Source organism: Nocardiopsis camelliae (assembly GCF_028993595.1).
GTDB lineage: Bacteria > Actinomycetota > Actinomycetes > Streptosporangiales > Streptosporangiaceae > Nocardiopsis > Nocardiopsis dassonvillei.
The window spans coordinates 3,730,718-3,748,809 of the sequence record NZ_CP118614.1 but is presented as its reverse complement, the minus strand read 5'-3'; the positions used below and the strand labels follow the sequence as shown (position 1 = coordinate 3,748,809).

At 73.1% G+C, this 18,092-nt stretch carries 17 protein-coding genes; 8 read left to right on the top strand and 9 right to left on the bottom strand.

The genetic code is table 11. The features are described from left to right. Positions 1-122 precede the first annotated feature (122 nt). The gene (locus PV789_RS16500) at positions 123-1,565 is read right to left on the bottom strand and encodes a VCBS repeat-containing protein (RefSeq protein WP_274973459.1); all 1,443 of its coding nucleotides are present in this window, start codon (positions 1,563-1,565) and stop codon (positions 123-125) included. An 86-nt stretch (positions 1,566-1,651) separates the two neighbouring features. Further along, positions 1,652-2,572 carry a ketopantoate reductase family protein gene (locus tag PV789_RS16495; protein ID WP_274973458.1) on the bottom strand — a complete coding sequence of 307 codons (921 nt, stop codon included), beginning with the start codon at positions 2,570-2,572 and terminating at the stop codon, positions 1,652-1,654. Positions 2,573-2,831: 259 nt separating this feature from the next. On the opposite strand from PV789_RS16495, the gene PV789_RS16490 reads away from it, so the two are divergent. Further along, a complete protein-coding gene (locus tag PV789_RS16490) occupies positions 2,832-3,659 on the top strand; it encodes an alpha/beta fold hydrolase (protein ID WP_274973457.1) in 828 nt (275 codons plus the stop codon). Positions 3,660-3,771: 112 nt separating this feature from the next. After that, positions 3,772-5,301, top strand: coding sequence for an acyl-CoA synthetase (locus PV789_RS16485; RefSeq protein WP_274973456.1), 1,530 nt, complete (start codon positions 3,772-3,774; stop codon positions 5,299-5,301). A gap of 22 nt (positions 5,302-5,323) precedes the next feature. On the opposite strand, the gene PV789_RS16480 is transcribed toward PV789_RS16485, so the two are convergent. Then, positions 5,324-7,222 (bottom strand): CPBP family glutamic-type intramembrane protease, encoded by a 1,899-nt coding sequence (locus PV789_RS16480; RefSeq protein WP_274973455.1) that lies wholly within the window; start codon positions 7,220-7,222, stop codon positions 5,324-5,326. Positions 7,223-7,301: 79 nt separating this feature from the next. Here PV789_RS16480 and PV789_RS16475 point away from each other — a divergent pair, with 79 nt between their 5' ends. Beyond that, a complete protein-coding gene (locus PV789_RS16475) occupies positions 7,302-8,045 on the top strand; it encodes a TetR/AcrR family transcriptional regulator (protein WP_274973454.1) in 744 nt (247 codons plus the stop codon). Between the two features lie 176 nt (positions 8,046-8,221). Continuing rightward, positions 8,222-9,148 carry a cation diffusion facilitator family transporter gene (locus tag PV789_RS16470; protein WP_274973453.1) on the top strand — a complete coding sequence of 309 codons (927 nt, stop codon included), beginning with the start codon at positions 8,222-8,224 and terminating at the stop codon, positions 9,146-9,148. Positions 9,149-9,217: 69 nt separating this feature from the next. Here PV789_RS16470 and PV789_RS16465 read toward each other — a convergent pair whose 3' ends face one another. After that, positions 9,218-9,766: an SDR family NAD(P)-dependent oxidoreductase gene (locus tag PV789_RS16465; protein WP_302475401.1), complete on the bottom strand. Its 549-nt coding sequence runs from the start codon at positions 9,764-9,766 to the stop codon at positions 9,218-9,220. A 21-nt stretch (positions 9,767-9,787) separates the two neighbouring features. On the opposite strand from PV789_RS16465, the gene PV789_RS16460 reads away from it, so the two are divergent. The 3 genes from PV789_RS16460 to PV789_RS16450 all read left to right on the top strand — a co-directional run bounded on the left by PV789_RS16460 (position 9,788) and on the right by PV789_RS16450 (position 12,114). After that, positions 9,788-9,946, top strand: a complete 159-nt coding sequence (locus tag PV789_RS16460) for a hypothetical protein (protein ID WP_274973451.1) — start codon at positions 9,788-9,790, stop codon at positions 9,944-9,946. A 499-nt stretch (positions 9,947-10,445) separates the two neighbouring features. Then, the gene (locus tag PV789_RS16455) at positions 10,446-11,303 is read left to right on the top strand and encodes a SigB/SigF/SigG family RNA polymerase sigma factor (protein ID WP_274973450.1); all 858 of its coding nucleotides are present in this window, start codon (positions 10,446-10,448) and stop codon (positions 11,301-11,303) included. A 91-nt stretch (positions 11,304-11,394) separates the two neighbouring features. Beyond that, on the top strand, positions 11,395-12,114 hold the full coding sequence (locus tag PV789_RS16450; protein WP_274973449.1) for a DNA alkylation repair protein: 720 nt from the start codon (positions 11,395-11,397) through the stop codon (positions 12,112-12,114). A gap of 159 nt (positions 12,115-12,273) precedes the next feature. Here PV789_RS16450 and PV789_RS16445 read toward each other — a convergent pair whose 3' ends face one another. From PV789_RS16445 to PV789_RS16435, 3 genes are all read right to left on the bottom strand, one after another. Next, on the bottom strand, positions 12,274-12,483 hold the full coding sequence (locus tag PV789_RS16445) for a hypothetical protein (RefSeq protein WP_017567061.1): 210 nt from the start codon (positions 12,481-12,483) through the stop codon (positions 12,274-12,276). Positions 12,484-12,623: 140 nt separating this feature from the next. After that, a complete protein-coding gene (locus tag PV789_RS16440) occupies positions 12,624-13,136 on the bottom strand; it encodes a pyridoxamine 5'-phosphate oxidase family protein (RefSeq protein ID WP_274973448.1) in 513 nt (170 codons plus the stop codon). 59 nt (positions 13,137-13,195) lie between these two features. Next, complete coding sequence (locus tag PV789_RS16435; protein WP_274973447.1) at positions 13,196-14,569, bottom strand: multidrug effflux MFS transporter; 1,374 nt, start codon at positions 14,567-14,569, stop codon at positions 13,196-13,198. Between the two features lie 583 nt (positions 14,570-15,152). On the opposite strand from PV789_RS16435, the gene PV789_RS16430 reads away from it, so the two are divergent. Then, positions 15,153-16,226, top strand: coding sequence for a hypothetical protein (locus PV789_RS16430; protein WP_274973446.1), 1,074 nt, complete (start codon positions 15,153-15,155; stop codon positions 16,224-16,226). Positions 16,227-16,310: 84 nt separating this feature from the next. On the opposite strand, the gene PV789_RS16425 is transcribed toward PV789_RS16430, so the two are convergent. Continuing rightward, positions 16,311-16,943: an MBL fold metallo-hydrolase gene (locus tag PV789_RS16425; RefSeq protein ID WP_212644105.1), complete on the bottom strand. Its 633-nt coding sequence runs from the start codon at positions 16,941-16,943 to the stop codon at positions 16,311-16,313. After that, the gene (locus tag PV789_RS16420) at positions 16,940-18,025 is read right to left on the bottom strand and encodes an S-(hydroxymethyl)mycothiol dehydrogenase (RefSeq protein ID WP_274973445.1); all 1,086 of its coding nucleotides are present in this window, start codon (positions 18,023-18,025) and stop codon (positions 16,940-16,942) included. Before PV789_RS16420 ends, PV789_RS16425 begins: the two co-directional genes overlap by 4 nt. Between the last annotated feature and the right edge of the window lie 67 nt (positions 18,026-18,092).

Below are 18,092 nucleotides of genomic sequence, written 5' to 3'. Positions count from 1 at the left end.
CCTGGTTGCCGGCGTCCGCTCCGTGCGGACGCCGGGAAGGACTGTGGCACGGGCCGCTTCGATCCGGCTTCGGTTCCGCTTCGTACCGGCTTCGTGCGTCGCTTGCGGGCCCGGAGCGCCCCCTAGAACGCGGCGCTGTCGAAGGAGGCCTCGTCCTCACCCCCGTCACCGGTGATCCACCAGCGCACGGGCGTGTCCCGGGTGCCTTCGAGGTCGTGGGCCAGGGCGAGTTCGTCGGCGCCGTCCGCGTCGTAGTCCGCGCAGGAGAAGAGGCCGGCCACCCGCCCGGCCGCGTCTCCGGCGGCGAGCGGGCCGTCCTCGGGGCCCCGGCGGACCAGCGGCTCCGCGCCGTCCGCCTCGATCCCGTCCCCGGTGTGGCGCAGCAGGTCGACGCCGTGGCCGTCGCTGCTGACCGCGAGGACGTCGGTGCCGTCGCCGTCCAGGTCGCACACGGCCAGGGCGCGGCTGGCGCCGTAGCCGGGGGAGGACCCGTCCGAAGGCAGCTCCGCGGTGAGGGGGTCGGCCGCCTCGGCGGTGAGGGGGCCGGGGTAGACGTTCACCCGCCGGTCGACCTCGGGCGGCTCCGTCCGGTACCCCGGTTCGTCGTTGCGGCTGCCGCTGTCGCCCAGGGCGAGGTCGCCCTCCCCGTCGCCGTTCAGATCGCCGAAGGCGGCCAGCGAACCGGAGACCAGCTCCACAGACTCCCACCGCGCGGGATCGCCTGGTCCGGTCAGCAGCAGTGTGTTCTCGGGCTGTCCTCCGTCGTCGCCGTGCTGGAACAGCAGCCGTGACGTGCTGTCGTCGGGGGCGGGGGGTTCGGCGACGAGGCCGCCGACCTCCGCGTTCACCGTCCGCTGTGCGCTGCGCGCCGGAGCGCCCTCCCGGTCGAAGGGACCGTACATGACCATGAGGCGCGAGGCCTCACCGTCCGCCGACGCCCTGGCGGCGGCCAGGTCGGGGGCGCCGTCGCCGTCGAAGTCACCGTTCGCCAGCGCCGTGAAGGTGTCCTGCCACCCCTCCCCGTTGAGGAGCGTGACCGGGGTGGCAGGGGCGTCGGGGTCGGGGCCCGAGGGGCTGCCCCACACGATCGCCCTGGGGCCCAGCCCGCTGGCGGCCACCCCGAACCCCAGTTCGCCGTCGGCGTGGACCAGGACCGGGATGTCGGCGAAGCCGTCGCCGTCCAGGTCGGCCGTCCCGGGCCGGGTGCCCTCTCCACCGGTCCCGGAGGAGGTGACGGGGAGCACCGTGTACGGGCTCCAGACGGTGCGGGCGGCCGGATCCGGGCCTCCGGGCGAGCCGTGGACGGTCATCAGGCGCTGGGAGGGGGACCCCGCCTCGGGGTCCGGGTCGTAGCGGGTCGTGAAGAGGAGGTCGGGGAAGCCGTCGCCGTTGACGTCGTCGGGCACGGCACTGCCCTCCCCCTCGGGCACGGGCGCCGTCTCGTACTCCCGGACCTCCTCGGGGGCGGCCGTTTGCGTCTCCGCGCCCGTCCCCGGGTCCGGGGCGCCTCCGCACGCGGACAGCAGGAGGGCGCAGGGCAGCAGCACGAGACGGCGGGGGGCCATGGGACTTCCGATCGTGACGGGGGCCGGGCCACGGCGTGCCGCGGGCGGGGCCAGCGCCACCGGGGCGGTCGGCGGACGGGAGCAGCCTACCCGCGGCCCGCCCCGTAGACGCTCAGGTGCGTGTACGCCAGCGAGAACAGCGGCGTGGGCACACCGAGCTCCCGGCCCCGCGAGACCAGGTCGCCGACGATGTGGTCGGCCTCCACGGGGTTGCCGCGGGTCAGGTCCCAGTACATGGAGGTCGTGGTCGAGGACGTGGTGTCGGCGATGACCGCGTCGGCCCTCTCGCGGGCCGCCCCGCCCGGCGGGTGGCCGGAGGCGGTGGCCACGGCGATGGCCTCGGCGAAGACGGCGGCGGTGAACTCCTGGCCGCCGGGCGCGCTGTTGACCCGGCCGATGGGGCCGCGCATCAGGCAGGTGCACGCGCCCAGGGTCGCCAGGAACACCCACTTGTCCCACAGTTCCTGGCGGATGTCGGCGGCGGAGGTGGCGGTGTGGTCCCCGGTGTCCAGCGCGGCGTGCACGTCCTGCGGCGCGACGACGGGGTGTTCGCCCAGCGGTCCGTAGATCAGCTGGCCCATGGTGCCGACCTGGACGATCTCCCCCTGTTCGCCCAGGCGCGTCATCACCATGGCCACGCCTCCGTAGACCCGGTCGGCGCCGAAGCGGTCGACCAGGGCGTCGACGTGGCGCATGCCGTTGAGGAAGGGCAGCACCGTGGTCCGCGGGCCCACGGCGGGGGACAGGTCCTTGAGGGCGTCGTCGAACCCGTACGACTTGACGGCCACGATCACCAGGTCGTAGTCGGGGCCCACCTGGTCGGCGGTGACCGCGCGGACCGGCACTACCTCCACGCGTCCTCGCACGTCGCGCACGCGCAGACCGTGTTCGCGAAGGAGCGCGGCGCGGTCGGGGCGGACGAGGAAGTCCACGTCACGGCCCGCCCGGGCCAGGTGCGCTCCGAAGTAGCCGCCGACCGCTCCGGCTCCCACGACAAGAATCCTCATGCTGCTCCCGCCCGGTGGTTGCACGACAACGGACAACCTAGGGCCGTGGGATCCCGCCTGGCAAGGGCGCGGTGCGGCAGGGCCGGGCCCCCGGCTCCGCCGCACTCCCGCAAAGCCTGTCCCATGCTTGGGGAACCCCGGTTTCCGCAGGTCGGAGCGGAGGGCAACCTGGTCGTGGCCCGTGCGCCCCGTTCCGGGGGCGGGCACGGCGCGACCCGGGGTGACACCCCGTCCGCACGAGGAGGAGGAAACGGTTCCCATGGCTCACGTGACCACCCGCGACGGCGTCGAGATCTTCTACAAGGACTGGGGGAGCGGTCGACCGGTCGTGTTCGTCCACGGCTGGCCGCTCAACGCCGACGCGTGGGAGGACCAGATGAAGTGGGTGGCCGACAACGGCTTCCGCGGCCTCGCCCACGATCGCCGCGGCCACGGCCGCTCCGGCCAGCCCTGGAGCGGCTACGACTTCGACACCTTCGCCGACGACCTGAACGACCTCATGAACCACCTGGACCTCCGGGACGTCACGCTGGTGGCCCACTCGATGGGCGGTGGCGAGCTCGCCCGCTACATCGGGCGCCACGGCACCCGGCGCGTGCGCCAGGCCGTCCTGCTGTCCGCGGTCCCGCCGGTCATGGTCAGGTCCGACACCAACCCCGAGGGGGTGCCCGAGGAGGTCCTCACCGGGATCAAGGAGGGCATCCTCAGGGAGCGCTCGCAGTTCTGGAGGGAGACCGCGGAGGGCTTCTTCGGCGCCGATCGCCCCGGGAACAAGGTCACCCAGGGCAACAAGGACGCCTTCTGGTTCATGGCCATGCACCAGGCCGTCGAGGCGGGTGTGCGCTGCGTGGACGCCTTCGGCTACACCGACTTCACCGAGGACCTGCGCCGCTTCGACGTCCCGACCCTGGTGGTGCACGGCGACGACGACCAGGTCGTGCCGATCGACGCCACCGGCCGCAAGTCGGCGCGGATCATCCCGGACGCCACCCTGAAGGTCTACGAGGGCGGCTCCCACGGCATCGCCCTCGTGCCGGGCGACAAGGAGAGGTTCAACCGGGACCTGCTGGAGTTCCTCAGGAGCTGACCCGCTCCGGCCGGCGGGGCCCGCCGCCGGGTGTTGCCAGTGCGGTCCGTGCACCACAGGATGGGTCCTGCCGACGGCTCCAAGGGCCGTACCGACGGGCGGGAGGCAGGACATGACCGGTTCGACGACATCCAGCACCGTGGACGACGTCCTCCGGCGCAGCGCGGCACGCACCCCGGGGCGTACCGCGCTGGTCTTCGGCGGGCGCGACTGGACCTACGCCGACCTGGACGCCGCGGTCACCCGCGCCGCCGCACGCCTGCTCGGCCTCGGCGCCGTCCGGGGCGACAGGGTCGCGGCCTACGGCAGGAACTCCGACGCCTACCTCATCGGGTTCCTGGCCTGCGCCCGGGCGGGACTGGTCCACGTGCCGATCAACTTCGCCCTCCGTGGGGAGGAGTTGGCCTACCTGCTGGAGCAGTCGGGCAGCACCGTCGTCCTGACCGATCCCGCCCTGCGCCCGGCCGTGGACGCGCTGCGCGCCGAGACCGGCGTGGAACAGGTGCTGGAGCTGCGCGAGGGCCCCGGCTCGCTGCTCGCCGACAGCCTGGAGGGGCCGGTGCCCGGACTGGACGCCGAGGTCCGCGACACCGACCTGGTGCAGCTGCTGTACACCTCCGGCACCACCTCCCGCCCCAAGGGCGCGATGATGACCCACCGGGCGCTCGTCCACGAGTACCTGTCCTGCGTGGTGGGCCTGGACCTGTCCGCCGACGACGAGCCCCTGCACGCCATGCCGCTCTACCACAGCGCGCAGATGCACGTCTTCCTCATGCCGTGGCTGGCGGTCGGGGCGCGCAACACCCTGGTGGAGGCGCCCGACCCCGCCGACCTGCTGGAGCGGATCGAGACGTCCGGCCACCGGGCCTTCTTCGCCGCGCCCACGCTGTGGGTGGCGATGGCGGGCCACCCCGACTTCACCCGGCGCGACCTGTCGAGCCTGCGCAAGGCCTACTACGGGGCCTCCGTCATGCCCGGCCCGGTGCTGGACAGGCTGCGCTCCACCCTGCCCGGACTGGGCTTGTACAACTGCTTCGGCCAGAGCGAGATCGGCCCGCTGGCCACCGTGCTGCGCCCCGAGGAGCACGACGCGCGCCCCGCCTCCGCGGGCCGCTCCGCCCTGTTCGTGGAGCTCAGGGTGGTGGACGGCGACGGCCGCGACGTCGCCCCCGGGGAGCTGGGCGAGGTGGTGTACCGGTCGCCGCAGCTGTGCCGGGGCTACTGGGACAAGCCCGAGGAGACCCGGGAGGCCTTCCGGGACGGCTGGTTCCACTCCGGTGACCTGGTGCGCGCCGACGCCGAGGGCTACATCGAGGTGGTGGACCGGATCAAGGACGTCATCAACACCGGCGGCGTGCTGGTGGCCTCCCGTGAGGTGGAGGACGCCCTGTACACCCACCCCGGGGTGGCCGAGGCCGCGGTGGTCGGCGCGCCCGACGAGAGGTGGATCGAGGCGGTGACCGCGTTCGTGGTGCCCACCGGGGAGGCCGACCCCGAGACCCTGCCCGACGACCTGGTGGAGCACGTGCGCGCCGGCCTGGCGGCGTTCAAGGTTCCCAAGGAGGTGCGGGTGGTGGCTGAGCTGCCGCGCAACGCCTCCGGCAAGATCCTCAAACGCGAGCTGCGCGACCGCACCGCCTGACCGGCACCGCGCCGACCGCGGCTCAGTCCACGCGGTCGGGCGCCTCCTCGGCGTAGCGGGCGGCCAGGGTGTGGAAGGCCAGCTTGGGCTCCCAGTGGCCGTCGTCGGGGGACAGCCCCGACTCCAGCGGTGGCGGGCGCACGATCCCGAAACTGGCCATGTCCTGGTCGCGGGTGGGATCGGGGGAGTAACGGCAGTCGCCCTCGATGAACATGCACACGAACGCCCCGTGCACCTCCTCGGTCTCGAACACGTCCAGCAGGTCGCCGATGAGATCGGCCTGCACGCGCTCGTCGCGCACGTGGCCGCCCCTGACCCTGCGGTCCCCCAGGTCGCTCCAGTCCAGGATGTCCGAGCCCGAGCCGCCCCTGTCCCGGGCTCCCTCGTAGGAACAGCAGCCGAACTCGGTGACGACCACCGGCTTGCCGTGGGCGCGCAGCCGCCGCAGCCCCTGCCGGTAGGAGCGGCGGGTGAGTTCGTCCAGGTAGTAGTCCACGCCGACCACGTCGAACGGTGCCCAGTCCACGCTCTCCCAGGTGCCGGAACCGTAGGTGAGCGGCCCGTGGAACCCCCCGCGCGCGGTGCCCGCCATCTCGCGCAGCAGCCGGTTGAGCCTGCGGTCGAACCACGGCAGCAGGGGGAAGAGCAGGCCCAGCGCGCGCGTGCGTCGGTCGAGGTCGCGGCCGGGCAGCACCCCGGTGGCGAACAGGCTGATCTCGCACCCCACGTTGAGGCCCACCCGTTCGGGGTGGTCGCGGCGCAGCCGTTCGGCGGCCTCGGCGGCCCGGCCCAGGTTGGCCGTCAGCTCGCCCGGCGCGGCGTCGACCAGGCGGGGCTGGACCCACACGTACAGCCCCCGGCCCAGCGCCAGGCGGGCCGCCTCCTCCAGCCGCCCGAGGTCCTCGCCGAAGACGGTGACCGCCGTGCAGTGCAGGTCCTCGCGGATCACCCGCATCTCCCGGTCCACCACATCCGGGCGCCACCGCGGCCGGGAGTTCTGACCGGGCAGGTAGCTGGAGCCGACGTCGTACAGGATCCCCTTCTGCGCCAGCGGGCGGCGCGGCCCGCCCGCGTCGGGGGACGGGCCGCCCACCCGGCCGCGGTCGCGCAACGCGTGCACGACCCAGAAGGCGGCCAGGCCCGGACCGAGGGAGAGCACCGACTGCCAGGGTTCCGGAGCGGAGGACAGGCGCAGGCCGAGTTCCTCGGAGAGCACGCCGACGGCGGTCAGGGCCGTTCGCGCGGCCAGCGGCGTCCACACCTCCCCGGTGGTCGTTCTCAGGGCCCCGAGGAACAGGCCCAGGAGGAACACCTCGCCGGAGAGCGCCGCCGAGCCGGTGACCGCGGCGGCGAAGAGCGTGTACAGGGCGGCCTGACCCGGGACGGCCGCCCACGGGGAGTACCGCAGACCCAGATGGTGCTGCGCGTAGCCGCGGAAGACCAGTTCCTCGGGCAGGATCTGGGCCGCCAGGAGCAGGGGCAGGGCCACGGCCAGGGCCGGGGCGGCGTCCCCGACCGCGCCGGTGTCCGGGGTGGCCGCGCCCAGGGCCCACGCCGCCCCCAGGAGCACCGCCGAGGCGAGCAGGACGGTGAGGGCGGCGGCCAGCGGGCCGGACCATCCCCGGGGCGCGAGGCCGAACGCGGGGAACGGCGTGCGGTCCAGGAAGCGGCGGGCGGCCCACAGCAGCGGCGGCACCAGCGCCGTGCACAGCGCGGCCCGCACGGCCAGGGCGGGCAGGGAGCCGGGGGCCCCTGCCGTGCCCGGAACCGACGTCGAGGCGGCCGCGGCGAGCGCGCCGACCAGGGTTGCGGCGGCGCAGACCAGGACGGCCAGGGCCACGGGGTTCGCCCGGGGGCGTGCGGCCCCCGGGACGCGGGGCGCGGTGTCGGATGGGGGCGTGGAGCGGGGCTCGTCCGGCATGGCGGCCTTCCCGGGATAAACTCCGTACGGCGTTCGACCTTTTCCGAACAGTGTACGGAGTTTTTCCGAGGAGGCGAGAGTGGCCCACGTCCACGACCCCACGGCCACGCTCGAACTGCTGTGGGACGGCCCCCGGCGGCCCCGGCGCGGCCCCCGGCACAACCTCACGGTGGAGCGCGTCGTCGAGGCCGCCATGCTGGTGGCGGAGGAGGAGGGCGTCGACGCGCTGTCCATGCGCGGGGTCGCCTCCCGGCTCGGCGTGGGCGCCGCCACGCTCTACACCTACGTCCCCGACAAGTCGGCCCTGATCGCCCTGATGGTGGACACGATGGTCGGCCAAGCGGTCCTGCCGCACACCCGCGCCGGCACCTGGCGGGATAAGGTCCGGGCATGGGCCCACGAGGACCTGCGCTCCTACCGCGAGCACCCCTGGCTCGTCGAACTCACGGGCACCGGGCAGCCGGTCGGCCCGCACACCTTCGCCTGGGTCGACTCCGCCGTGCGGATCTTCGACGGCACCGGCCTGAGCGACCACGAGGTGTTCACCGTCGTGGAGGCCGTGGACGGCTACGTCCGCGGGCACGTCGCCCTGGTCGTTCAGGCCGACCGGGCCGGGGCCTGGACCACCCCCGACGGTCGCACGTGGGACACGGTCCAGGACGCCTTCCTGGCCGCCCGCGCGGGTGCGACGGGGCGCTACCCGGCCGTCGAACGCATGACCACCGCGGGCCCGACCCCGGAGGAGGCCTTCGCGCGGGGGCTGGACTGGCTCCTGGACGGGATAGAACTGCGCGTGCGCTCCCGCGCGGCCGAGCGCTCCTAGCCCGCGGCCCGACACGGCCGCGGGGGTGCTTGCACGGGCACCGGGCTCCCCCGAACCTGGGACAGTCCGGGGCGCGGACCCGACCGCCTCGGGCGACCCCGGCCGGTGCGGCCGCGCCGACCGCCCGCCCCGTATCCCCGGGCCGTGCGGTCCGCGGCTGACGAGGAGGCGACGCGGTGAGTGGCGAGGACAGCACGAAGGCCGTGGTCATGGCGTTGGCGGCCAATCTCGGGATCGCCGCGACCAAGTTCGTCGCCTACCTCCTGACCGCCTCGTCGGCCATGCTCGCCGAGTCGGTGCACTCGGTGGCCGACTCCGGCAACCAGCTCCTGCTGCTGGTCGGCGGGCGGCGGGCCAGGCGCACGGCCACCCGCGAACACCCCTTCGGCTTCGGCCACGAGCGCTACGTCTACGCCTTCCTGGTGGCGATCGTGCTGTTCACCCTCGGCGGGCTGTTCGCCCTGTACGAGGCATGGGAGAAGATCCGCGACCCGCACCCGATCACCTCCTGGCAGTGGGTCCCCGTCGTGGTGCTGCTGGTGGCCGCCGTCCTGGAGTCGACGGCGCTGCGCACCGCGATGCGCCAGACCAGGACGGCGCGCGCCCGGGTCGGCTGGTTCGGCTTCATCCGCCGCACCAAGGCCCCGGAGCTGCCGGTGATCCTGCTGGAGGACACCGGCGCCCTCATCGGCCTGGCCTTCGCCCTGGCCGGTGTCAGCCTCACCCTGATCACCGGCAACGGCGTCTGGGACGGGCTCGGCTCGGGGGCCATCGGACTGCTGCTGATGGTGTTCGCGGTGGTCCTGGCGGTGGAGATGAAGAGCCTGCTCATCGGTGAGTCGGCCAGCGAGGAGCACATCCGCCTCATCCGCGAGGCCATCCTGGGCTGCGCGGACATCGACGCCGTCATCCACATGCGCACGATGCACCTGGGCCCCGAGGAGCTCCTGGTCGCGGCCAAGGTGGCCGTGGACGCCGAGGACGACGCCCGCCGCGTCACCGCCGCCATCGACGAGGCGGAGCGGCGGATCCGCGAGGCGGTGCCCATCGCCGCGATCATCTACATCGAACCCGACCTGCTGCGCCCGCGGCCCGCGGACTGAGGCGCCCCGCGACCGCGCGGTGCCCCCTCCGGACATCCGACCCGCCTCGCCCGCACCGCGGCCGCGTGGTCACCGAGTTCCGTCGGACGCCCTGTCCGCGCGACGGGACCGCATCGCGGTGGACAGGCCGCTGTCGTAGCCGCTGGCCGGGGGCATCGCTTCGACGACGGCCTTGGCGCGCGCCAGGACGGCTTTCTCCGCGAGCCGATCGGTGGGGATGTAGAGGGTGTCGGCCTCGACCGCGGCCGCGGTCTGGGCTCCGACCGAATCGATGTCGCGGCCGTGGGCGGCCGCCGCCGCGGTTCCGGCGGCCACCATCTCGGAGATCCGGTCGCGCTCGTCGGGATCGATGCTGTCGCCGGGAGCGTGCTCGACGCTGTTGTCGGCCACCCGGGTGGCGACGAGGCCCGGGATCAGCACGGAGGCGCTGACCGGCGAGCCGATGTCGTCCAGCCCGCGCCGAAGGGCCTCCGTCAGGCCGATGACGGCGTACTTGGAAGCGTGGTAGGTGTAGCCGGAACCGCGCTCGGGGAACACCGCGAGCCCTGCGGCGGAGGCGGTGGTGACCACGTGTCCGGGGGCTCCCCTCTCCAGCATCGCGGGGAGGAAGGTCTGGATGGTGGGGAGGAGTTGGGCCGCGTGGCTCCCGAGATCTCGGCCCGCCGGGCCCGCGTTCTCGTCGGCGCGGTGACGGGGGCGGCGGTGGCAGCGGTCACCCACGAGATCGAGGCCGGCGGCTCGAACGTCGTCGACGCCGCTCGCGAGGCCGTGCGCATGACCCTGGCCGACGGTCTGTGACTCCCCGTGGTCCGACCCCTGGGGCCGGAGCGCCTTTTCGCCGAAAGCGGTCGACCCCGTTGCCTGGTTCTTCGGGCGAGGTTTGTATTCACCGGTAAAACAGCCAAACGCACGTTCGAGTAAAATAAAGATTGCGGAAGCGGTCGTGGCCGGTGCGCGGGCCGCGGTGGTTGCGGCGCCCTTACGCGTCCGTGCGGGCAAGGGGCGACGGGCCGTCGCGCCACCTGGTGGTACGGCGTGCTGCCGGGGCCCGGGCGCTTTTCCCCTGCTTTTCCAGCCGCCGCATGCGTACGGCAGACCGGTTTATGGTGCATGGCGAAAAATTTCCTCCCGGCGGCTTTTGGGCCCATTTCTCAGGGAACGTACTCCTCACATCGCGATCATCCCCCGCCGGATCCCGGCCGCCCACCTCGATCGTCAGCGCGGGCGTGCCGTCAGCCCACTGCCGTCCAGGCAGACATCAGGCATCCAACAGGAACACGACACCGGGGGCTTCCTCTTGTCCATCAACGTTCCCCACGCGACGCACGAGACCTTCGACCGCACACCAGCCGTCCCCGGACCGCGCAGACCGGTCCGGGACGAGGACCCCACCGCCGAGGACATGCTCGCCGAACTCCACGCCCTGGACAGGGACGACCCGCGGGCCGACGACCTGTGCGAACGGGTCGTGGTCCTCTACCAGCCGCTGGTCAACAAGCTCGCCCGCCGCTACAACGGCCGGGGCGAACCGCTGGACGACCTGCAGCAGACCGCCATGCTCGGGCTGGTCAAGGCCATCCACGGCTTCAACCCCGACCGCGGCAAGCCGTTCATCTCCTACCTGATGCCCACGGTCACCGGTGAGATCAAGCGGCACTTCCGCGACCACACCTGGGCCGTGCGCGTGTCCCGGCGCCACCAGGAGAACCGGATCAAGCTGCGCCAGGCGCTCAACGACTTCCAGCAGGCCCACGCGCGCACGCCCACGATCCACGAACTATCCGAGGAGATGGGGCTGCCCGAGGCCGAGGTCAGCGAGCTCATCCAGGTCTCGGAGTCCTACCGCTCCCTGTCCCTGGACGCGCCGGACGCCGCCGACTCCGAGGGCCAGGAGGGCACCCGGCTGGAGGACCACCTGGGCAGCGAGGACGAGGGCCTGGAACTAGTGGTCCAGCGCGAGTCGCTCAAGCCCGCCCTGGCACGCCTGCCCGAGCGCGAGCGCGAGATCCTCATGCTGCGCTTCTTCGGCGACCACACCCAGTCCGAGATCGCCGATTGCCTCGGCTACTCGCAGATGCACGTGTCCCGGCTCCTCAACGGCGTCCTGGCGCAGCTGCGCGAGGAGATGGAACAGGACAGGCGCGCTCGGGGATGAGGGGGACCGCGCCGCCGGGAGGACGCCGAGGGGGGCCGTCCTCACTGCGGCGTTCACGCCGAATGTCACCGGGGACGTCTACCGTGCCGCCATGGCCACCGCACCGCTGACCGCCCGAGCCTTCCTGTCGCGCCTCGACGAGCACCGCAGCGACGGGGAACTCCGCAAGTACCAGCGCTACTTCCGCTTCGAGGCCGGACGCCAGCCCGAGGACGACTACTTCGTCGGCGTGCGCATGGGCACGGTGTTCGCTCTGGCCAAGGAGTTCGTGGACATGCCCCTCGACCAGGTCGAGGAGCTGATGGACAGCCCCGTGCACGAGGCCCGGGCCGGGGCGATGAGCATCATGGAGAAGAAGGCCCGCCACCGGCGCAGCACGCCCGAACAGGTCGCTGCGCTCGCGGAGCTGTACCTGCGCCGCCACGACCGCGTCAACAACTGGGACCTGGTGGACCTGGCCGCGCACCACGTCCTCGGCCGCCACCTGCGGGAGCGCCCCCGCGGGGTCCTGTACACCCTGGCGCGCTCGGACGACCCGTGGCGGCGGCGCACCGCCATCGTGGCGACGGCGCACTTCATCGCCCACGACGACCTCGAAGACACCTTCGCCCTGTCCCAGATCCTCCTGGAGGACGACCACGAACTGGTGCAGAAGGCGGTGGGGTGGATGCTCCGTGCCGCCGGGGACAAGGACCGCGACCGGCTGCTGGCCTTCCTCGACGACCACGCCGCCCGTGCACCGCGCCCCCTGCTGCGCGCCGCGATCGAGAAGCTCGACCCCTCCCGGCGCGCCCACTACCGTTCCCTGTGACCGCGCCGGCGAACGAGTGGGCCAACGGTGCCGTTCGCCGGGGACGCGCGGGTCCTGCCGGAACCGGCGGACGCGCCGGGGCCCGAACCCGGGCGCGCCTCCTCGGAGGGCGGGCGATGAGCGGCGCCGCGCCCCCGCGGGGACGCGGCGCCGGATCCGCTACTCGGAGGGTTCGGGCAGGGGCGGGCACTCGATGGTCGGGTTGACCCCCATGTAGTTCAACGGCCCGACGAAGATGGTTCCGACGGTGTGGCCCAGCGTCGAGCACGAGGTCTCGTCGTCGCTGAACAGACCGCGCTGGAACGCGGCGATCAGCCCGATGAGCAGCCACAGGACGACGAGGGTCGAAAGAACGATGCGTACTCGCACGCTCTGCCTCCAGGGGATGGGGGACGGTGGATCGGTTGTCTTCGCCGGGGCCTATACCCGCGAGACGCGACGTTTCACCCGGTACCGCCTCCCGCTTCCCTGGAGACCCCTCCCGCCCCAGAACGCGCGCCGTTCGCGGCTCAGGGCCACACGTCGAACCGCCACCTGGTGGGCCCGTGCGGCAGGTCGGAGACCGGGAAGGCGAACACCGTGGACGGGGGGATCGTGAACACCCGGTAGGGCGGCGGGCCCGCGGTCGGCGCCCCCTCCGGGCCGGTCAGCCCGCCGTCCCCGGCGAGCGGGGCCCACCCGTGGCGTTCGGCGTAGCCCGCGGCCACCCGGCCCAGCAGCTCCGGGTCCAGCACCCGTTCGGCGGCGCCCTCCACCACCACGTCCATGACGCCGGTGGTGAAGGCCAGGCTGACCTGCGGGGACGCGGCCAGCAGCCGGGACTTGGCGGTGCCCTCGCCCGACGCGAAGAAGGGCTGTCCGTCCACCCACACCGCCAGCAGCGGCCGGGTGTGCGGGTGGTCGTCCGCGCGAGTCACGGTCAGCCAGCACGTCGCGGCCGACTCCGCCAGGTGGGGGAGCACCTCCTCCCACACGCCGGGTACCTCACTGGTCAGGGACTGCGCCTGGGGGCTGGGGAACACGTCGCGCTCCTCGGGTCTGGCCTGAACGAGCGAATCACACTAGCCGTGCGCACCGACACTCAGGCGGCGGCCGGCGCGGTGTGTCGCGTACGCACCGCGAAAGCGGTGAAAACCACCGCGGCGGCCACGGCCGTGGCGAGCATGACCGCGGTCATGCTGGACAGGGTCACCGGGCCGGTCAGCCCGGCGGTCGAGGCCAGACCGGAGCCGATGCCGAACTGGAGGGTGCCCAGCAGGGCCGAGCCGCTTCCGGCGATCCTCGGCGGCTGCCCGTCCAGGGCCAGAGCGGTGGCGTTCGGCGACACCAGCCCGGTGAACACCATCATCACGAACAGCGCGACGGTCACCGTCACCAGGCTCGCTCCGCCCGCGGACCCCAGCAGCGCCAGCGAGGCCACCGAGGCGATCGACCCGGCCAGGCCCAGGAACAGGCGGCGGTGGATCTCGACCCGGCGGATGAGGTAGGCGTTCAGCTGGTTGCCGATGATCATGCCGAGCGTGGTCACCGCGAACACCAGGCTGAACTCCTGGGCACTGGCCCCGAAGCGCGAGTGGGCCACGAACGAGAACGTCGAGATGTAGGTGAAGCTCATCCCGAAGCTCAGCGCGAGCGTGAGCGTGGGAGCGGTGAAGCGGACGTCGCGCAGCAGGCGGCCGAACACGCGCAGCTGCGCACGCGGGCTGACCCGCTCGCGCTGCTCGGGCGGCAGGCTCTCGGGCAGGCCGAACAGCACCAGGGCGAAGGTCGCCAGCCCGGTGGCGCCGAGCACGGCGAAGAGCAGCTGCCAGGGCCCGAAGAAGAGCAGCTGGCCGCCCAGGATCGGGCCGAGCATCGGGGCCAGGCCGGAGAGCAGCACCAGCCGGGAGAAGAAGGTGGCGGCGGCGTCGCCGTCGAACACGTCCCGCACGATCGCGCGGGAGATGACCAGTCCGGCCGCGGCCGACAGCCCCTGGCCGAAGCGCAGCAGGCTGAACATCTCCACGCTGTCGACCGCCGCGATGGCGAGGGTGGTGGCGGTGAACACGCCGATGCCGACCAGCAGCGGCGCTCGGCGGCCCCACCGGTCGCTGAGCGGGCCGATGACGAGCTGGCCCAGGGCCAGACCGGCCATCACCGAGGTCAGGGTGAGCTTGACGCTGGCCTCGCTGGTGCCCAGGTCGGAGGCGATCTGGGGCAGCGCGGGCAGGTACAGGTCGGTGGCGAGCGGGCCGATCGCGGACAGCACGCCGAGGACGATGACGAGCAGCAGCGTGCGGCGGCGCGTGCGCGCCGTGGCGGCCGTGACCTCCTGGCGGGACGGCCCGGCTTGGGGCGGCACGTCGTGGTGGTTCAGGGGGTTGTCGGCGGTAGGGACGTTCTGTGCGTCCGGGACGACCTGGACGTCCGGGGTGAGCTGGGCACGACGGTTCGGGCGTGCGGAAGCAAGGGTCACCGAGGCTCCAACGCGGGGAGAAGTAACAACGAGCGGTGCGCGGTACGCGGGGGCGCCGTGAACCGCCTTCGGGCGGGGCGCCGACAGAAGTCCCATGAGAGGACCAGAGGGTCCCGGGATCACTTCCGCCTCCAACACAAGGCTAGGAGCAGGCAATCCCCGCTTTACCCAACACGTCGAGTGATCCGAATTACGGTGTTGGAATGCCCTGCTGGTAAAGGGATTCGGTCCGCTGTGACGACGCCCATGCGGGGACGAGAGCCCTCCGGCCGCCGTGTTCCGCTCATTCCCCGGCCGCGTGTCCTTCGGTTCTCCCTGGTTACCCGGTGGTAGTTCCGCTGGGTGAAACATGCCTTTCGGCAGTAGGTGTCCTGTGAAGAAAGGAGCGGGCCTGCAGGGTGCGTATCAGCAGCTCACAGGCCTCCGGGGTCGGGGTTCCACCCTCCGGCGGCCGCGCGCCGCGAACCGCGGAACGGAAATCACCCCGAGGCGTGTGCTAATCTGGCCGGGTAAGGGTTTATGGGGAAAGGAAAATAATTTCCCCAGGCCTTGCCTCCAACCGTTTTCCGGTTATTCTCGGCATATGCCGAACCCCCTTTCTCCCGTCGTGCTGTCCGCGTCCGTCATGACCCACCCCCGCCGGATCTCCGCCGCACGCCGCGTCCTGGACTCCCTCGGGATCACGGACGCCTGCCTGGCCGTGGACCCCGAGCCCGACGGTCCGCCCAGCTCCCTGCGCGCCTCCCGGGTCGCCTTCTCCAGCGCGGAACGCTTCGACTCCACCCACCACCTCGTCCTCCAGGACGACGTCCGCGTCTGCGCGGATTTCGCCGATTCCGTGTGCGACGCGGTGCAAGGACGTCCGGATGCCGCGCTCTCCCTTTTCGTGGAATGGGGTTCGCGCACCGCCTACCTGGCCCGGTGGGCGGTGTTCACCGGCGCCGGAGCGGTACCGGTGATCAACCCGTACATGCCGACCCCAGCCCTGCTCCTGCCACGCGAGCTGGCCCTGGACATGGGCCGCTACCTGCGCGGCGCCGGGGGCCGCTCCGACGACCGCGCCGCCCTGCGGTTCCTGCGGGAGCGCGGCACCCCCGCCCTGGTCGCGGCGCCCAACCTGGTCGAGCACGAGGACCTGCCCAGCATCAAGGGCAACGACGAACACGGGCTCCGGCACTCGGCCTGCTTCGCGGCGGAGGGCGCCCGCTTCGACGGGCCGGTCCTGGACCTGCCCCCGCTGCTGCCGTTCCTGCGCTGGAACACCGGGGAGGCCGTGGTCATCGACACCGGCGACGACGTGCCCGAGGCCCACCGGCCCACACCGCGGGTCCTGGCGGAGTGGGGCGCGTCGCCGGAGGAGCTGCGCCGGGACTGCGCCGAGCACCTGGGCACCGGTTCCGGGCCGCTGTTCGCGCTCTGGACCACCGCCGCCGCCTTCGGCGCGGTCCAGGAGCGGCACTGGCCGGACACGGTGGCGGGCCTGCGCGCCCGCCGGGACGATCCCCTGGTCGGGCGCGCGCTGGCCACCTTCGCGCCGGGCGCGCTGCGCGTCGTCCTCGCCCCGGACCTGCTGGCACGGCTCTCCGGGCGGTTCGTACCGGCGGTGCTCGCCGCGATGGAGTACGGGGCGGGCCTCACCCGCGCCCGCTCCGCCTGAGCGGGCGGCCGCGCCGGTGCGTTCCCTGCGGCGGCCCGCGGCGCCGAGGGCGCGGCCCGGCCCGCGGGCCGCGCACCGCGGTCCTCAGTGCCCCCGGTCGATCCACTCCTGGAGGTGGGGCGCCTCGGCGCCGATCGTCGTGGACGGGCCGTGCCCGGTGTTGACCACCGTCTCCTCCGGCAGGCTGAACAGCCGGTCGCGGATGGACTCCACGATCGTCGGGAAGTCCGAGTAGGACCGTCCCGTCGCCCCCGGGCCGCCCTGGAACAGGGTGTCGCCGCTGAACAGCACGCCCAGGTCGGGCGCGTACAGGCACACGGCCCCCGGGGCGTGGCCCGGGGTGTGCAGGACGGTCAGCCCGGTCCCGGCGATGGTGACGACCTGTCCCTGGGACAGTTCCGCGTCGGGCGCGCGGTCGGGGTGGGTCATGTCCCACAGCACCCGGTCGGCCGGGTGCAGCAGGATGGGCGCACCCGTGGCCTCGGCCAGCGCCGGGGCCGCGTTGACGTGGTCGTTGTGCGCGTGCGTGCACACCACCGCCACGAGTTCGCGGTCGCCCACCGCGCCCAGGATCGCGCCCGCGTCGTGCGCGGCGTCGATGACCAGGGCCTGGTCCCGGTCGCCCACGATCCAGACGTTGTTCTCGACCTCCCACTCCCCGCCGTCCAGGGCGAAGACCCCCGAGGTGGTCAGGTGTTCCACCCGCGCGCCGCTCACAGGATCACCACCGAGCGCAGGACGTCGCCGCGTTCCATCCGGGCGAAGGCCTCCTCGACCTCGCCGAGTCCGATCTCCTCGGTGACGAAGCCGTCCAGGTCCAGGCGCCCCTGGAGGTAGAGGTCGATGAGCACCGGGAAGTCGCGCGAGGGCAGGCAGTCGCCGTACCAGGAGGACTTCAGCGCCCCGCCGCGGCCGAACACGTCCAGCAGCGGCAGGTCCAGGCGCATCTCCGGTGTGGGCACGCCCACCAGCACGACCGTGCCCGCCAGGTCGCGCGCGTAGAAGGCCTGCTCGTAGGTCCTGGGCGTGCCCACGGCGTCGATCACCACGTCGGCGCCGAAACCGCCGGTCAGGTCGCGGATGGTCTCGACCGGGTCGGTGAAGGAGGCGTTGACGGTGTGGGTGGCGCCGAAACCGCGCGCCCATTCGAGTTTGCGGTCCTCCAGGTCCACGGCGATGATCCGTCCGGCCCCGGCCAGCCGCGCGCCCGCGACGGCCGCGCTGCCCACGCCGCCGCAGCCGATGACGGCGACCGAGTCCCCGATGCCCACGCCGCCGGTGTTGACGGCGGCGCCGATCCCGGCCATGATCCCGCAGCCCAGCAGGCCGGCCGCGGCGGGCGAGGCCTGCGGGTCCACCTTGGTGCACTGCCCCGCGGCGACCAGGGTCTTCTCCGCGAACGCGCCGATGCCCAGGGCGGGGGAGAGTTCGGTGCCGTCCTCCAGCGTCATCCGCTGCTCGGCGTTGTGCGTGTCGAAGCAGTACTGGTGCCGCCCCCGGCGGCAGGCGCGGCAGTCCCCGCACACCGCGCGCCAGTTCAGGATCACGTGGTCACCCGGCGCGACGGTGGTCACGCCCTCGCCCACGGACTCCACCATGCCCGCGGCCTCGTGCCCGAGCAGGAAGGGGAACTCGTCGTTGACGCCGCCCTCGCGGTAGTGCAGGTCGGTGTGGCACACCCCGCACGCCTGCACCCTGACCACGGCCTCGCCGGGCCCCGGATCGGGCACGACGACCGTGGTGATCTCCACCGGAGCCCCCTTGGACCGGGAGATCACCCCTTGTACCCGCTGAGACATTTTCGCTTACCCCCACACGTGGCCGGAGGCGGCGCGGGTGTGCGCCGCTTCCGGCACCATTCCCCAC

Excerpts from the sequence above, each read along its gene's own strand:
- PV789_RS16500 (WP_274973459.1), bottom strand. The coding sequence starts at position 1,565 with ATGGCCCCCCGCCGTCTCGTGCTGCTGCCCTGCGCCCTCCTGCTGTCC.
- PV789_RS16495 (WP_274973458.1), bottom strand. The coding sequence starts at position 2,572 with ATGAGGATTCTTGTCGTGGGAGCCGGAGCGGTCGGCGGCTACTTCGGA.
- PV789_RS16490 (WP_274973457.1), top strand. The coding sequence starts at position 2,832 with ATGGCTCACGTGACCACCCGCGACGGCGTCGAGATCTTCTACAAGGAC.
- PV789_RS16485 (WP_274973456.1), top strand. The coding sequence starts at position 3,772 with ATGACCGGTTCGACGACATCCAGCACCGTGGACGACGTCCTCCGGCGC.
- PV789_RS16480 (WP_274973455.1), bottom strand. The coding sequence starts at position 7,222 with ATGCCGGACGAGCCCCGCTCCACGCCCCCATCCGACACCGCGCCCCGC.
- PV789_RS16450 (WP_274973449.1), top strand. The coding sequence starts at position 11,395 with ATGGCCACCGCACCGCTGACCGCCCGAGCCTTCCTGTCGCGCCTCGAC.
- PV789_RS16430 (WP_274973446.1), top strand. The coding sequence starts at position 15,153 with ATGCCGAACCCCCTTTCTCCCGTCGTGCTGTCCGCGTCCGTCATGACC.
- PV789_RS16420 (WP_274973445.1), bottom strand. The coding sequence starts at position 18,025 with ATGTCTCAGCGGGTACAAGGGGTGATCTCCCGGTCCAAGGGGGCTCCG.